This is a genomic window from Thomasclavelia sp., from assembly GCF_047249845.1.
In the GTDB taxonomy this organism is placed as follows: Bacteria; Bacillota_I; Bacilli_A; order Erysipelotrichales; family Coprobacillaceae; genus Thomasclavelia.
Window position 1 is genome coordinate 1 of sequence record NZ_JBKTWO010000056.1, and the last position, 16,453, is coordinate 16,453.

The 16,453-nt window shown below is 30.8% G+C and carries 12 protein-coding genes and 2 tRNA genes; 10 read left to right on the forward strand and 4 right to left on the reverse strand.

Annotation, left to right across the window (positions count from 1 at the left end):
* Window positions 1-255: 255 nt before the first annotated feature.
* The 5 genes from ACLR9T_RS11950 (at window position 256) to ACLR9T_RS11970 (ending at window position 4,781) form a co-directional block, all read left to right on the forward strand.
* Window positions 256-1,416 carry an ABC transporter substrate-binding protein gene (locus ACLR9T_RS11950; RefSeq protein ID WP_413109748.1) on the forward strand — a complete coding sequence of 387 codons (1,161 nt, stop codon included), beginning with the start codon at window positions 256-258 and terminating at the stop codon, window positions 1,414-1,416.
* Between the two features lie 67 nt (window positions 1,417-1,483).
* Window positions 1,484-2,359 (forward strand): branched-chain amino acid ABC transporter permease, encoded by an 876-nt coding sequence (locus ACLR9T_RS11955; protein WP_413109749.1) that lies wholly within the window; start codon window positions 1,484-1,486, stop codon window positions 2,357-2,359.
* 9 nt (window positions 2,360-2,368) lie between these two features.
* Entirely contained in the window at window positions 2,369-3,304 is a 936-nt protein-coding gene (locus tag ACLR9T_RS11960) for a branched-chain amino acid ABC transporter permease (protein WP_413109750.1), read from the forward strand.
* Window positions 3,305-4,069, forward strand: a complete 765-nt coding sequence (locus tag ACLR9T_RS11965; RefSeq protein ID WP_413109751.1) for an ABC transporter ATP-binding protein — start codon at window positions 3,305-3,307, stop codon at window positions 4,067-4,069. It begins immediately after the preceding gene.
* A 10-nt stretch (window positions 4,070-4,079) separates the two neighbouring features.
* Window positions 4,080-4,781 carry an ABC transporter ATP-binding protein gene (locus tag ACLR9T_RS11970; protein WP_413109752.1) on the forward strand — a complete coding sequence of 234 codons (702 nt, stop codon included), beginning with the start codon at window positions 4,080-4,082 and terminating at the stop codon, window positions 4,779-4,781.
* A 64-nt stretch (window positions 4,782-4,845) separates the two neighbouring features.
* Here the strand turns inward: ACLR9T_RS11970 and ptsP are convergent, their stop codons facing one another.
* Window positions 4,846-6,555, reverse strand: coding sequence for a phosphoenolpyruvate--protein phosphotransferase (gene ptsP / locus ACLR9T_RS11975; RefSeq protein ID WP_413109753.1), 1,710 nt, complete (start codon window positions 6,553-6,555; stop codon window positions 4,846-4,848).
* Between the two features lie 226 nt (window positions 6,556-6,781).
* On the opposite strand from ptsP, the gene nagB reads away from it, so the two are divergent.
* The 3 genes from nagB to metA all read left to right on the forward strand — a co-directional run bounded on the left by nagB (window position 6,782) and on the right by metA (window position 9,884).
* Window positions 6,782-7,513 carry a glucosamine-6-phosphate deaminase gene (gene nagB, locus ACLR9T_RS11980; protein ID WP_413109754.1) on the forward strand — a complete coding sequence of 244 codons (732 nt, stop codon included), beginning with the start codon at window positions 6,782-6,784 and terminating at the stop codon, window positions 7,511-7,513.
* Window positions 7,514-7,633: 120 nt separating this feature from the next.
* Window positions 7,634-8,878 carry a deoxyguanosinetriphosphate triphosphohydrolase family protein gene (locus tag ACLR9T_RS11985; protein ID WP_413109755.1) on the forward strand — a complete coding sequence of 415 codons (1,245 nt, stop codon included), beginning with the start codon at window positions 7,634-7,636 and terminating at the stop codon, window positions 8,876-8,878.
* A 61-nt stretch (window positions 8,879-8,939) separates the two neighbouring features.
* Entirely contained in the window at window positions 8,940-9,884 is a 945-nt protein-coding gene (metA, locus tag ACLR9T_RS11990) for a homoserine O-acetyltransferase MetA (RefSeq protein WP_413109756.1), read from the forward strand.
* Between the two features lie 27 nt (window positions 9,885-9,911).
* Here the strand turns inward: metA and ACLR9T_RS11995 are convergent.
* The 3 genes from ACLR9T_RS11995 to pepV all read right to left on the reverse strand — a co-directional run bounded on the left by ACLR9T_RS11995 (window position 9,912) and on the right by pepV (window position 11,598).
* Window positions 9,912-9,985, reverse strand: a tRNA-Thr gene (locus tag ACLR9T_RS11995).
* 107 nt (window positions 9,986-10,092) lie between these two features.
* Window positions 10,093-10,179: transfer RNA gene (locus ACLR9T_RS12000), tRNA-Leu, on the reverse strand.
* Window positions 10,180-10,230: 51 nt separating this feature from the next.
* Window positions 10,231-11,598 (reverse strand): dipeptidase PepV, encoded by a 1,368-nt coding sequence (pepV, locus tag ACLR9T_RS12005; protein WP_413109757.1) that lies wholly within the window; start codon window positions 11,596-11,598, stop codon window positions 10,231-10,233.
* 101 nt (window positions 11,599-11,699) lie between these two features.
* Here pepV and ACLR9T_RS12010 point away from each other — a divergent pair, with 101 nt between their 5' ends.
* Entirely contained in the window at window positions 11,700-12,110 is a 411-nt protein-coding gene (locus ACLR9T_RS12010; protein ID WP_413109758.1) for an NUDIX hydrolase, read from the forward strand.
* A gap of 140 nt (window positions 12,111-12,250) precedes the next feature.
* On the forward strand, window positions 12,251-16,453 hold a 4,203-nt coding region (locus ACLR9T_RS12015), incomplete at its 3' end, for an exo-alpha-sialidase (protein WP_413109759.1).

Genomic DNA, 16,453 nt, shown 5'->3' on the forward strand with positions numbered 1-16,453 from the left:
CGGTTCTTTTTTTTATTCCCCTGGATACTTTCTGTATCCTTTTTTTGTTTAATGAGGTATATTAAAAATTTTTATGTATATAAATTTAATAATATATATACATGAATACAACGGTAAAAAAATATTTTTTTAATTTAGTAATATACTTATTTAATAGTTATTTTTTGTTTTTTTAACAAAAAATAACATTTTAATTGACATGTAGTGATTTAATAGTTATTATATTCTTATATCAATATTAGAGGGGACGTACTTATGAAGAGTAATTTTTCAAAAATCAAAAAAGTAGTTGCTACTTTATCAGTAGCAAGTATATTAGTAGCGTGTGGCGGAGCGGGAGATAGCTCATCTACTAAGGTAAGTGAAGCAAAATTAGGTTTTATTGGTCCATTATCTGGAGATGCATCTCAATATGGTACTGCTGTAAAAAATGCCATTGAATTAGCGATTGACGAGTATAATAAAGCTAATGATACAAATGTATCTGCTGTTTATTTGGATGATAAAGCGGATGCTACTGAAGGGGTAAATGCTTATAACAAATTAGTAACTGAAGAAGGAGTAAATGCTATTTTAGGTTCTGTTACATCTGGTTCTGCATTAGCTGTAGTTGCTACTGCCGAGGCTGATGGAACACCAATTTTAACTCCATCTGGTTCAGCTGATCAGATTACTATTAATGATAAAGGTGAAACTTATGAGAATGTTTTTAGAATTTGTACTAATGATTCTTATGCTGGAACTTTTTTAGCTAAAAAATGTGGAACTGAATTTAATTATAAAAAGGTAGCTATTTTGTCTAATAAGGACTCAGATTATTCAACTGGTTTAAGAGATGCATTTGTTGAAGAAGCTAAAAATCAAGGTGTTGAAGTAGTATTTGATGAAACTTATACTAAGGATACAAAAGATTATTCGACTTACATTTCTAAATTAAAAGGTGAAGAATTTGATACTGTATTTTTACCAGATTATTATGAACAAGTTGTAACTATTGCTCAACAATTCCGTGATGCAGGTATTACTAATCCATTACTTGGTGCTGATGGTTGGGACGGTGTCTTAGGTGTTAAAGGTGTAGATGGCAGCATATTTAATGGAAGTTATTATACAAGCGGTTTTAATAAGAATTCTTCTGATGAAAATGTTAAGAAATTTGTTAAAGCATATACTGAAAAATATAAATCTGAACCAAATATGTTTGCTGCTTTTGCTTATGACTCTGTTTTTGTAATGATGGATGCAATGGAGAGAGCTGGCACTACTGAAGCTTCAAAAGTTAATGAAGAGTTAGCAAAAACTGATTATAAAAAGGGTGTAGCTGGTGCATTTAAGTATGATAAAAAACATAATCCAGTTAAAGAGATGGTTATTGTTGGATTTGAAAATGGTCAATATGTAACAAATTCTAATTAATTTTAATGATTAAAAGCAATTGGAGAATGATCTCCTTTTGCTTTTTTAAAATAAAGAGGTGATAAGGATGGATTTTTTAGAACAAATAATTAATGGTCTTAGTACTGGTAGTATGTATGCCTTAGTAGCAGTTGGCTATACCATGGTTTATGGGATAGCTAAAATGATAAACTTTGCACATGGTGAAATCATCATGGTAGGTGCTTATATAACATATGCTAGTATGTCTATATTAGGATTGCCAATGTTTATTGCAGTTGGATTATCAATTATAGGATGTGCCTTATTAGGAGTAGTAACAGAGAGGGTGGCTTATAGACCTTTACGTGGTGCTGGATCATTAACTGTATTGATTACTGCTATTGGGGTAAGTTATTTATTACAAAATGTGTTTTTAATTATATTTGGTTCGGCATCATTAACTTTTCCAAAGATAATTCCTTCAGGAACAATTAATATAGGCTCAATTTCTATGTCTTATGTGACAATTGCAACATTAATTATTACAGCAATTTCAACTACAGCATTATTGTTTTTTGTAAATAAAACTAAATTAGGAAAAGCTATGCGGGCAGTTAGCGAAGATGGTAAAGCCGCTCAGTTAATGGGAATTAATGTTGATACAACAATCGCTTTGACTTTTGCTATTGGGTCTGCACTTGCTGCTATTGCAGGAGTTATTTATGGCACAAAATTTTCATTAATTAATCCTTATATAGGTGCAATGTTGGGAATAAAAGCATTTATTGCAGCCGTACTTGGTGGAATCGGTAGCATCCAAGGGGCTATGGTAGGGGGAATAGTTATTGGGATTGCAGAATCATTTACTATTACCTATATTTCATCAGCCTTTTCTGATGCGGTAGTATTTGGAATTTTGATATTCATATTACTTGTTAAACCAGCTGGTTTATTTGGAAGTAATGTAAGAGAGAAAGTATAGGTGAATGATATGAATAAACAATTAAAGAATGTAGGAATATCATTTGTAGTTACTATTTTATTATATTTTGGGATGACATCATTAATATCTGCAGGTATTATCTCTAATTATTGGTTAGGAATTATAATGATTGCAGGAATTAATATTATATTAGCGACTTCTTTAAATTTGGCGACTGGTTATTTAGGACAATTGACACTTGGTCATGCCGGATTTATGTCTGTTGGGGCATATGTTTCAGCTTTATGTAGTATTCATTTAGAAATGCCTTTTATTGGTTCGCTTTTAATTGGATCAATAGTAGCAGCCATTATAGGAATTATTATTGGAATTCCTACTTTGCGTTTAAAAGGTGATTACCTATGTATTATAACCCTTGCTTTTAATGAAATTATTAGAGTAATAATGGTTAATTTAAGTATTACAAATGGTTCTAAAGGGTTAGTTGGAATACCTCGTAATACAGATTTCACAATTGTATTTTTATCTGCTGCAATTACCGTTTTTGTCATTTATTCAATTGTTAAATCACGTCATGGCCGCGCAATCGTTTCAATTCGTGAAGATGAAACAGCAAGTGAATTGGCTGGGATACCTACCACATACTATAAAATATTAGCATTTGCAATTTCAGCATTCTTTGCTGGTTTAGCAGGAGGTTTATATGCTCATTATATTTCAGTAATTTCACCTAAAGTATTTGATTATAATAAGTCAGTTGAAATTTTAGTAATTGTAGTACTAGGTGGAATGGGAAACTGGAAAGGTTCAATTATTGCAGCTATAGTAATGACTATTTTACCTGAATATCTTAGAGCATTTTCGCAGTATAGAATGTTATTATATGCAGTGGTTTTAATAGCAGCAATGATTTTAAAGGAAAAGAATATTTTTAAAACAATTAAAAAGTATATTCCATTTTTAAAGGATAAGGAGGTGGCATAAGTGGCATTATTAGAGGCTAAAGGATTAGGGGTTAAATTTGGCGGACTGAAAGCAGTAGATGAATTTAATTTTGAAATTGACGAAAATCAATTATTTGGTTTAATTGGTCCTAATGGAGCAGGTAAAACAACTGTATTCAATTTACTTACAGGTGTTTACCAACCTACTAGTGGTGGAATAATATTTGCTGGAAAGTCACTTAATAAGTTATCACCTACTAAAATAACTCAATTAGGAATAGCACGTACCTTTCAAAATATTCGTCTTTTTAAAAAGATGACTGTAATAGATAATGTTAAGGTAGGGTTACATCATTCTCAAAATTATTCATTATTGACAAGTATTTTGCATTTACCTAATTATTTTAGAGGAGAAGATGCAATGAATAATATGGCTATGGAACTTTTAAAAGTATTTAATTTAGAAGAGTTTGCAGAAGTAAAGGCATGCAATCTTCCTTATGGTAAGCAAAGAAAGTTAGAAATAGCTAGAGCTTTAGCCACTTCACCTAAACTATTATTATTAGATGAACCGGCGGCAGGAATGAACCCTACTGAAACAGCTGAACTTATGGAAACAATAAAAATTGTTCGGGAGAGATTTCATGTTGCAATATTACTAATTGAACATGATATGAAATTAGTTATGGGAATATGTGATAAAATTGCGGTATTAAATTTTGGTACTGTTATTGCTTTTGGTACACCTGAGCAAATAAGATTAAATCCTGATGTCATAGCAGCTTATTTAGGTAACGATGAGTAGGAGGAATAAAATGTTAAAAGTAGAAAATTTAAATGTTCATTATGGAGTTATTAATGCGGTAAAAAATGTATCTTTTGAAGTCAATGAAGGAGAAATAGTTGCTTTGATAGGTGCAAATGGAGCTGGAAAAACTTCGATTATGCATGCATTAAGTGGTTTGTTGAAATCAACTTCAGGTAATATAACATTTTTAAATAAAAATATTACCAAAATTCCTGCTCATAAGATTATTGCTGATGGATTAGCTCAAGTACCTGAAGGTCGTCGGATTTTTGCACAATTATCTGTGGCGGACAATCTTGAAATGGGTGCATATTTACGTACTGATAAAATTGGGATTCAAAGAGATTTGGAGAATATTTATAAAAAATTTCCACGCTTAGGTGAACGTAAAAATCAATTAGCTGGTACTCTTTCAGGAGGCGAACAACAAATGTTAGCAATGGGGAGAGCTTTAATGTCTCGTCCAAAACTATTGTTACTAGATGAACCATCAATGGGATTATCACCTATCTTAGTTAATGAGATTTTTGAAATTATTAAAGAGATTAATGATGATGGGGTAACAATCTTTTTAGTAGAACAAAATGCTAATAAAGCATTATCAATTGCAGATAGAGCATATGTTTTGGAAACAGGTAATGTTATTGTTTCTGGTAATGCAAGTGATGTTGCAAATGATCCTAAGGTTAGAGAAGCTTATCTAGGATAAAAAAACATAACAGAATTTTCTGTTATGTTTTTTAATGAAAAGAAGGCAGTTTGTGCCTTCCTTATTATACTTCTACGTATTCTTTTACTAGAGCAACTACTTCTTCCATAGTTGAACAATTAATTGCTTTAGCAGCTAATTCATTCATGTCTGATTTTTTCATTGATCTTATTAATTTTCTTTGAGAAAGAATTGATGTTGCAGACATTGAGAATTCATCCAATCCTAAACCAATTAGTAATGGTGCAGCAATTGCTTCTCCAGCCATTTCTCCACACATTCCAGTCCACTTACCTTCAGCATGTGCTGAATCAATTACATGTTTAACTAAACGTAAGATAGATGGATGAAAAGGTTGATATAAGTAAGAAACTCCAGAAGACATTCTATCAGCAGCAAATGTATATTGAACTAAATCATTTGTACCAATTGAGAAGAAGTCTACTTCTTTAGCAAATTGATCTGCTAATACTGCAGCAGCAGGGATTTCAATCATGATACCAACTTGTAATGTATCAGAAACTGCAATTCCCTCATTTACTAATTTTTCTTTTTCTTCCATCAAGATGCCTTTTGCTTTTCTAAATTCATCTAAAGTGGCAATCATTGGGAACATGATTCTTAAATCACCATAAACTGAAGCTCTAAGTAATGCTCTTAATTGAACTCTAAAGATATCTTCTCTTTGGAAACATAAACGTATTGCTCTTACACCTAAGAATGGATTCATTTCCTTTGGTAAGTCAATTGCTTCAATCTCTTTGTCTCCACCAATATCTAAAGTACGAACAACTGCTGGTTTACCTTCAAGTCCTTCAAGTACTTCTTTATAAACATTAAATTGTTCTTCTTCAGTAGGTAATTGAGCAGATTCCATATATAGGAATTCAGTTCTAAATAAACCAACACCTTCACCACCATTATCAATTACACCTTGAATATCTTTTGGTGAACCAATATTTGCAACTAATTCAACATGATGATCATCTAAAGTAACAGACTTTTCGTTTTTCATTTTCTTTAATTCTTCTTTATAAGCAATGAATGCTTCACGTTTAGCCTGGTATTCATTAATTTCTTCATCAGTAGGATTAACAATTACAATACCAGCTTCACCATCTAAAACAATCATATCGTTATCATTAGTAGTTTCAGTAATAGTTTTACAAGAAACAACTGCAGGAATTTCTAAAGAACGAGCCATAATAGCTGAGTGAGAAGTTCTACCACCAATATTAGTTGCAAATCCTCTAACTAAATTTTTATTTAATTGTGCTGTATCAGAAGGAGTAAGATCATCAGCAATAATAACAACTTCTTCATCAATTAAAGCAGGATTAGGTAATGATTTACCAAGTAAGTTTGCTAATAAGCGACGAGACACGTCTTTAATATCAGCAGCTCTTTCTCTAAAATAATCATCATCCATACTTTCAAACATTGCAATAAACATATTTGCAACTTCGTCTAATGCTGCATCAGCATTAATTTTTTCATTTTTAATTTTGTCTTCTACTTGAGTTTTTAATTCAGGGTCTTGTAATACTAATGCATGTGCATCAAATACAGCAGCTTCCTCAGCAGATAAGTTTTTAGCAGCTGCTTCTTTAATTGATTCTAATTCTTTCGCAGTTTGCGACATTGCTTCATCAAACTTTTTAATTTCAGCATCTGTATCTGCAATAGTAACCTTAGTTACAGTTAAATCGGGCATAACTAGTTTATATGCTTTAGCAATTGCAATTCCACTAGATGCCCCAATACCTTTTATCATTATAAAAACACCTCCATACATCCCTTATTCTACCTTATTTTATGTGAAAAATAAAGAAATATCGTCGATTGGTTAATCTTTTTTCGCAACTTAAAAATGGTTATAGACATTTAGATAAATGATATAGTATATATAGTTTTTTTGAGGGTGAAAAAGCTAAGTAAATTCAAGCTTTAACTTGAAGTTTCTAGATAAAAATAGTATCATATATGCGGAGGGACATAAAATGAAATTAATTATAGTTGAAAATTATGAAGAAGCAAGCGTTGAAGCTGCAAAAGTTATGTTAGAGGTAGTAAAAAATAATCCAACTGCTAATTTAGGATTAGCTACAGGATCTACCCCAATTAGAATGTATGAATTGATGATTGAAGATCATAAGGAGAACGGGACTTCTTATAAAGATATTAAGTCATTTAATCTAGATGAATATTTTGGATTAGAAGCAAGTCATCCACAAAGTTATCATTACTTTATGAATAAACATTTATTCTCTGGAATTGATATTAAGCCTGAAAATGTTCATGTGCCTAATGGAGCCGGTGATATTCAAGAAAGTTGTGATGATTATAATAAATTATTAGCTGAAAATCCAGTTGATATTCAGTTACTAGGAATTGGGTCAAATGGACACATTGGTTTCAATGAACCAGGTACTTCTTTTGATTCAGTAACTCATATGATAGAATTAAAAGAAAGTACACGTCAAGATAATGCCCGTTTATTTTTTGATGGGAAAATTGATGAAGTACCAACTCATGCAATTACGATGGGAATTTCAAATATTTTGCAAGCTAAAAAAGTATTGTTAGTAGCTTGTGGTGAAAACAAAGCGGAACCTATCAAAGTATTAGTTGAAGGTCAAAAGACTACTGATGTACCGGCAAGTGCACTTCAAGATCATAATGATGTAGTAGTGATTGTTGATAAAGCAGCAGCAAGTCTATTAACAAAATAAGTTATATAGGGAAAGATATTTATCTTTCCTTTTTTAAATCCTTTTTTTAGGTTTTAAAATCAAGTTTACAATTTGTTTAAATATAAAAAATGTCATATAATTACATAAAGGGGGATTTATATGACAAAAAATTTATTTAAAGATGTTAGGATGGACGAATTACATCCAGAATTTAGGAATGCAAAAACAAGATTAAAACCGTTATACCAAAGAAGTAGTGATTTAAGAAGCGAATTTGGGCGTGATTATACAAGAATTATCTTTAGCCAGGCGTATCGTCGATTAAAACATAAGACACAAGTATTTTTTGCGGTAAAGGACGATCATGTCTGCACTCGTAGTGAACATGTGAATCTAGTTGAATCAATAAGTTATACAATTGCTAATTATCTAGGTTTAAATACAGAATTGACTAAAGCGATTGCTGTTGGTCATGATTTGGGTCATGCACCTTTTGGCCATGGAGGCGAACGAATTATAAATGAATTAGCTAAAAAACATGGTTTAGAATCATTTTGGCATGAACGTAATAGTTTACATTTTATTGATGATATTGAGACATTAGAGGATAATTTACATCATCGTCAAAATCTTAATTTAACTTATGCAGTTCGTGATGGGATAATATCACATTGTGGTGAGATGAATCAAAAAAGTATTATTAAAAGAAATGAGTATATTGATTTAAATGATTATACAAGTGCAGGTTTATACAACCCATATACATGGGAAGGCTGTGTTGTTAAAATGGCTGATAAGATTGCTTATTTAGCACGAGATATTGAAGATGCATTAAGATTGAAAGTACTTAAGGAAAATAAGGTAGAGGTATTAAGGGCATCATTAAATAGTATTGCGGGTAATTATAAGTTTAATGCAATTAATAATGGAACGATAGTAAATTATTTTATTCAGGATGTTTGTAAAAATAGTAATCTTGTAAATGGAATTTCTTTATCTCAAGAAGCTTTTGAAATTATGAAAACAATTATGAAATTTAATTATCAAAATATATATATGATTGACCGGGTACAAATTCACATAAATTATGTTAATTTGATTTTAAATTCTATTTTTGATTTTTTTATTAAGTATGATCTTATTGCAAAAGATAGTAATGGCAGCTTAATTGATGAGTTACTTGAAAATCGAGATGATTTCCCTCATGCTATTAATGGTTTTGTTCATTGGTTAGAAAAATATAGTAGAATGAAAGGATTAAAACGATTAGAAATTTATGAAAATAAGATTATTTATGATTTTATCGAAGATGATAAAGCAATTGTAAAAAGCATAATTGATTATCTATCAGGAATGTCAGATGAATATATTATACAAATTTTTAATGAATTAATTTCATTTTAATATTTAGACTTAAAATCTAATCTAAGATATGTTAAACTAGACAATATCGGAGGTGCAAAATATGCCTATTAAAATACCAAATGATTTACCAGCAAGTAAGATTTTAAGAGATGAAAATATTTTTGTGATGGATGAAAATAGAGCATTAGCACAACAAATCAGGCCATTACAATTATTGATTTTAAATATTATGCCTACTAAAATCGTTACTGAAACACAGTTGTTAAGAATGCTTTCAAACACGCCTTTACAAATAGAAGTCGATTGGATTCATATGGCAAGTCATGAATCTAAAAATACATCTCAAGAGCATCTTTTAGCTTTCTATAAAACATTTGAAGAAATCAAAGAAAATAAATATGATGGTTTTATCATAACTGGTGCGCCAGTAGAAAAGCTAAAATTTGAAGATGTTGATTATTGGGCAGAAATGGAAAAAATTTTAGAATGGTCAAAAACGCATGTATTTAGTTCTTTCTTTATTTGTTGGGCTTCACAAGCAGCACTTCATTATTTTTATGGCATTGAAAAACATGAATTAAAAGAAAAGTTAACAGGTGTATATTTTCATCATACCAATGTCAATAAGATGAAACGAAAAATATTACGAGGTTTTGATTATCAATTTTATGCTCCTCATTCACGTTATACGACAGTTATGGCAGAGGATATTGCAACTATAAACAACCTAGAAATCCTTGCTAGCAGTGATGAAGCTGGGGTATATTTGATTGCTGAAAAGGATGGATCACGTTTTTTTGTAACGGGTCATCCAGAATATGATCCCGATACTCTAGATAAAGAATATCGGCGAGATTTAGCAATATCTAATTTTGCTACAATGCCTAAAAACTATTATAAAAATGATGATATGCATAGTGAGATTCTAGTAAAGTGGCGATCACACGCATATCTATTATTTAGTAATTGGTTGAATTATTACGTTTATCAATTAACACCTTTTGATTTAAATGAATTAGAAAGAATAAAAAAAGAACAAAAATAAAACGGCAAATCGCCGTTTTTTTCTTACTGGTGCCGGAGCCAAGAATCGAACTTGAATTTCATGATTACCATTCATGCGTTCTGCCATTGAACTACACCGGCTATATTGTTGCTAAATAATTATAGCATAAATTATTTAGCCTGTATAGCTATGATTAAAAGCAAGTGATAATAAAAAGATAGTGTTAACTATCTTAAAAACGTTATTTTGGTGCAGACAGCGAGATTTGAACTCGCACGAGCATTTGCCCACTACCCCCTCAAGATAGCGCGTATACCAGTTTCGCCATGTCTGCAAGTACAAATAGTTTATCAGATTATTAATAAAAAGTCTAGAACATAAAGTTCTAGACTTTGATAGAATTGTAAAGTGCATGGCAATATATTTCAGTAGCTTTTAATAAAGAATCAATTTTGATATTCTCGTTATTACCATGAATTAGATTATCTTCACCTAAAAATTCAGCTCCAAAGGCAACACAATTAGGCATTGATTTAGCGTAAGTACCACCCCCGATAGCTTGGGGTTTATTAATAGTATCTCCAGTTACGCTTACATAAGCAGCGTGTAAATTATTGATTAGTTCAGAATTAGGATCAATATATAATGCTTTACCAATATTATGACTTTCTCTAAAGCCGTAATTTGCACAAGCTGTTTTAAACTTTTCAATCATCCCATCAAAATCCATATCGTGAGGACAACGTAAATCAAGTGTTATTTTAAACTCTTCTTTACAATATGAAATAACACCAAGATTTAAAGTTAAAGGGCCCATTAAACCAATATGATCAATACCTAATTTTTTACCATTACAATCATCAAGATATTCTAAAATAAAATCAACTAATTTATTATCCACAACAGTTGCTAGATATTTACAAAGAAATATTACTGCATTAATACCTTCATCCGGAGTACTGGCATGAGCAGATTTTCCTTTTAAAATAAGTTTTGTATGATTTCCTTCTTCCTCAATTTCACCAGCTAAATTATTAGCACTTAAAAACCTTCTATATGATTCAACATATTGTTTATAATTTCCAGTAATAACAGCTTCACATGTTTCTGGAACTATATTTGGGCGATTTCCAGCACATAAATAAATCAATCCACCTTTTTCAACATGTCCCTCAATATTGAAACTACATCCTGCTTTTTCACCATATACAACGGGAAAAGCAGCATCAGGGGTAAATCCCATTTTAGGATAAGGTTTTTTTGTAAAATAGTATTTCACGCAATTACTTCCTAATTCTTCGTTACATCCAAAAATGACTCTAATTTTCATTTTAGTAGGAATATTTAAAGAGTTAATAATTTTAGCTGCATAATAACCAGCTAAAAGTGGTCCCTTATCATCGGCTACTCCACGACCATATAATTTATCATCTTTGATAACAACATTGAAAGGATCACTATCCCATCCTATTTCATTTACGGGAACTACATCTAAATGTCCTAGAATCCCGAATGTTTCATCGCCTTTACCGATATCAATATGACCAGCATATCCGTCAACATCTTCAACATCAAAACCATCACGGTTTCCTATTTCCAGCATAGCATCTAATGCCTGACGATTCGCTTTACCAAAAGGTGCGAATTCTGCTATAGTATTATCATCTTGTGTTGAAGGAATTGCACACAATTTTTTTATATCTTCAATCATTTGGTCTTTTATTTTCAAAACTTCTGATTTGAAATCTATCATTATAATATCACCTCGCCATAATTATAACACTATTAGGCATAAAAATTAAACAATTTTATTAATAATAGTGTTATGATATAGATATTAAATGGAGGTAAAACATGGAAAATGTAAGATTTCATATTACTGTTAAAGGTATTGTCGTATTAAATAATCAAATATTATTAATGAAAAGGATTCGTCCTTCAAGTGATGGTTTGGGATACTGGGAATTACCAGGAGGTGGATTAGAATATGGTGAGACACCTAATCAAGCTTTGATTCGTGAATTAAAAGAAGAAACGGGATTAGACATTATAATTTTGAAGCCAGCTTACACTTTTACTAAGATTCGGGATGATTATCAAACAGTTGGGATTGGTTATTTATGTATTCCTAAAAATGATTGTGTTCATCTTTCTAATGAACATACAGATTATTTATTTGCATCAATTGAAAAGGCTAAAGAATTGTTGGATAGTGAAATATTTAATGATATTATCTATACAATTGAAGAATACTATAATATTTAATCTAATGATAAAAAATCGTAAATAAATCAATAAAATTCTTAAATACATTAATTTAATTAAGTGATAAAATTTATTCCATAAATGCTAGCATTATTGCATAAATAAAGCAAAATTTTGATGTTAGCTAAAGGAGGAAGGAAATGAAAAAAGGAATAGTTTGTTCAGTATTAATGGCCTCATTACTAGGGACGACAACAGTAATGACACCCTTAATGACAATGCCTGTTTATGCTCAGGAGAGTAGAATTGCACCAACTAATCAATATTCTACAGATGTGGTTACAGCAGTTAATAATGGAACAGGAGCAATTAATGCAAGTAGTGATGTAAGTAATTATGCTAATTTGAATGATTTTACGATCAATGGAACATTCAGTCTTGGAAGTAACAGTGATAGTGGAGTTAATTCTATTTTCTTTATTGGCGATAACACCACTGCCAATAATTATTTTACATTATATGCCATTCCAAGTGCTAAAAAGTTAGGTGTTGAACTAAGAGATATATCTGGGGCACAAAAGCTAAGTAATTCAAATGTGACACTTAGCGAGATTGATTTTACAGCAGAACATAAAGTAACTTTTACAATGTCTGGAAATAATTATTTCCGAATTTATTTAGATGGAAAAAAGGTTTTAGAAGGTAATGCCTCAACAGGGTTTACTAATGGGGTGATTGCTAATCCTAATTATATGGGCTTTGGAATTGGAAGTAGATCTAGTGGTCAAAATAATTATCCAATGACTGGTAATTTAAAAGATTTGGAATTATATAATAGTGCAATTGATGAAAGTGAAATTATTTCATACCATTTAGGAACACTTGAAAGTGTTGCTTATGAGCATAGTAGTATTTATTATCGAGATGCAAATGTTCAGCGAGTACAGGATAATGATAATTTAGATAAATTAGTTGCAATGACTAAAGGAAGTATTTCGATAAGATATCGGGTTAATGATTCAGAGTCAGGACGAATGTCATTGTTCTCTGTTTCAAATAAAGATACTTCAAATAAATATATTGATTTATATGTTGATCCTAGTCAGGATGTATTTGGATTAAATATTGAAGGAACTAAAGATTTTGTTATGCCTACTAGTTCTATCTCTAGAGCTAATCGAACGGTAAAAGATACTGCATGGCATACAATTACGATAACAAAAGATAATGGTAGTGGTAAAGGATTTATGTTTTATTTAGATGGTGTGTATATTGATAAATATACTACTGCAGTTCAAGAAGGATTCTTTAATATTTTAGAGGATGCAAATGCAGTTAATTTAGGATTTATTGACACATCAGAAAATGATTTAGAAGCTTTATCTGGAGCAGTTGATTATATTAAAGCATATAATGAGATATTAGATGCTAGTGCAATTAGTCAAGAACATACTTTAACAAATTGGCAACCAGGTCAAGAAATTGATATGACAAATGCAATAAAGACTGAAACAGAAAACTTATTCTATCAAGGATATGATGATTCTGGTTATCGTATCCCATCATTATTAAAAACTTCAAAAGGAACTTTATTAGCAGCAAATGATAAACGTCAGACTGGAGCACAAGATAGTGGAAATATTGACATTTCTCTTAGAAGACGTGAAGCTAATCAAGATAGTTTTGGGGATCCAATAATTGTAGCTGATTTAATTTCAAATCAAAATAGTCCATCATCATCAGCATTTTTAATTGATAGTAGTATGTTGGAAGATAAAGAAACTGGACGAGTTTATTTATTGGTAGATATGTTCCCAGAATCATCTGGATTAATGGATACTAGCCAGTTGACTACAGGAACTGGATATACAAAAATTAATGGAGTAGATTATTTACAATTATTCGATGGGGCTGGTAACGGGTATACAGTTCGTCCAGAAAATGGATTAGGATATGTATATGATAATCAAAATAATAAAACAGGTTATACGGTTGTATTAGAAAATGATGCTCCATATCATGAACGTGGCAGCCTTTATTTAAATGGTGATTATAAAGGAAACATTTATATGTTGAAAAATGGTCCTGATAAAGGGGAGCTACATGTATTAAATACTCAGTACTTATGGTTGACATATTCAGATGATGATGGTAAAACATGGTCTAATCCAGTAGATATAACACCACAAGTAAAACAGGATTGGATGATGTTTTTAGGAACAGGTCCGGGTGTAGGAATTCAGTTAAAGGATGGTAAATTAGCATTCCCTGTTTATAGTGCAAGTAGAAATGTTGGTGGAAGCCAATCTTCAGCAATGATCATTAGTGAAGATGGTGGAAAAACATGGACTTTAGGTCAATCACCACAAGAATGTATGGGAAATGATCGTGAAACAATGAATAATGGCAGTCAGATGTTTACTGAATCTCAAGCAGTTCAATTAAATAATGGGCAAGTTAAATTATTTATGCGAAATACATATGCAAATAAAGTATATGTGGCTACAAGTAGTGATGGTGGTTTAACTTGGGATAAAGTTGAACAAACAAATATTAATGAAGTTTACTGTCAGCTTTCAGTTATTAATTATACTCGAGATGGACAAGAGTATGTAGTAATGACAAATCCAGATCGTTCACCAAGAACTCAAGGAATGGTTCATATTGGTGAAGTAGATCAAACAACTGGTAATATTAATTGGACAAATAGTCAGATTATAAATACTGGTAAGTTTCAATATTCTTGTCTAAGTTTATTAGAAAATAATGAAGATGATGTTCTTTTTGGCTTATTCTATGAAGATGATACAGATGGAACATTTAAAATGAGGTATACTGAGTTTAATGATGATTTCATTCGTGCTGGCACAAAAACAGAGGAAATGAAAGATCCTAAGTTTGTTAGTCATAGCACAAGTGTTAATGGTAATAAACTTAATATTTCATTAACATTTAATCAAGAATTATTAGTAGCAGGAAATCCACAATTAAAATTAGTTGTTGGCAATCAAACTGTTTATGCTGATTATTTATCTGGATCAGGAAGTAATACAATTGTATTTGAGGTTGATTTACCAGCACAAATCAATGGGGTAATGAAAGCAGTTGAGATTATTGAAACTAATGGTATTATTGAAAATATTAAAAATGGTAAAGTCGAAACATTTGATACAACGATATATGATTTTACAAAAATAAATAGCGGTATAACATTAGATAGTTATACTTCACAACATAGTGCAAGCACTGCAGAAGGTACAGATGGAGCAGCAAGTAACGTTATTGATAATAACCCAAATACATATTGGCATTCAGTATGGGGAAATTCAAATATCAATTTACCTCAATCAGTAACATTAAAATTAGATGAAATAAAACAAATATATAAATTTGCTTACACACCACGTCAAAATAGCAGTAGTGGTAGAATTAAACAGTATGAAATATCTGTTAGTACAGATGGTCAAGAATTTATTTCTGTGGCATCAGGTATGTGGCAGGATACAAATCAAATTCAATATGTTGAGTTTGTTCCTACCAATGCTAAATATGTTAAACTAACTGCATATGAAGCTTATGCTGGTGGTGCTAAACAAAGTTGTTCAGTAGCGGAAATTAATCTTTATGAATATAGCGATGGAGTAATTGAAGCTGGTGATAAGACAAAATTAACAAATCTGGTAAATGAAATCGATACATTAGATAAGAATAATTATTCTAAAGCAACTGTTGATAATCTTAATGCAAGCATTAATGATGCTCAAATATTGTTAAGCGCAACAATTGTTTCTCAAAATATGTTAGATAATGCATATACAAATTTATCAAAAGCAAAAAAATCTTTAGTTGATATTAGTAAAGCAAAAGATATATTAACAAAATTAGATAATCTAAACGAAAAAGATTATACAGTTGATTCATGGACAAATTTTGCAGCTGAATTAACAGCATTAAAAGCTAAGTTAGATACTGTTATATCAGCTAGAGAAGTTTTGGATATTATCGTAAAAGCTGATTATATAGAAAATCAATTAGTTAAAGAGGAAATTAATGAAACTGACAAGACATATTTATTAATTGCCATTGATACAGCAAAAGCTGTAACCAAAGAACAATTAGATAAAGTAGTACCAGCAGTAGTTGATGAATTCAAGGCAGCATTAGAAAATGCTGAAATTGTCTATGCTGATGAAAAAGCAACCCAAGAAGAAATAAATTCAGCAACTAATCGTCTAATTAATGTAATGCAAATGTTAGAGTTCTATAAAGGTAATAAAACAGCGTTATCAATCGCAATTGATATGGCTAAAGAAGTAACTCAAGAACAGTTAGATAATGTTGTACCAGTAGTAGCTGATGAATTCAAAGCAGCATTAGAAAATGCTCAAACTGTTTATGATGAT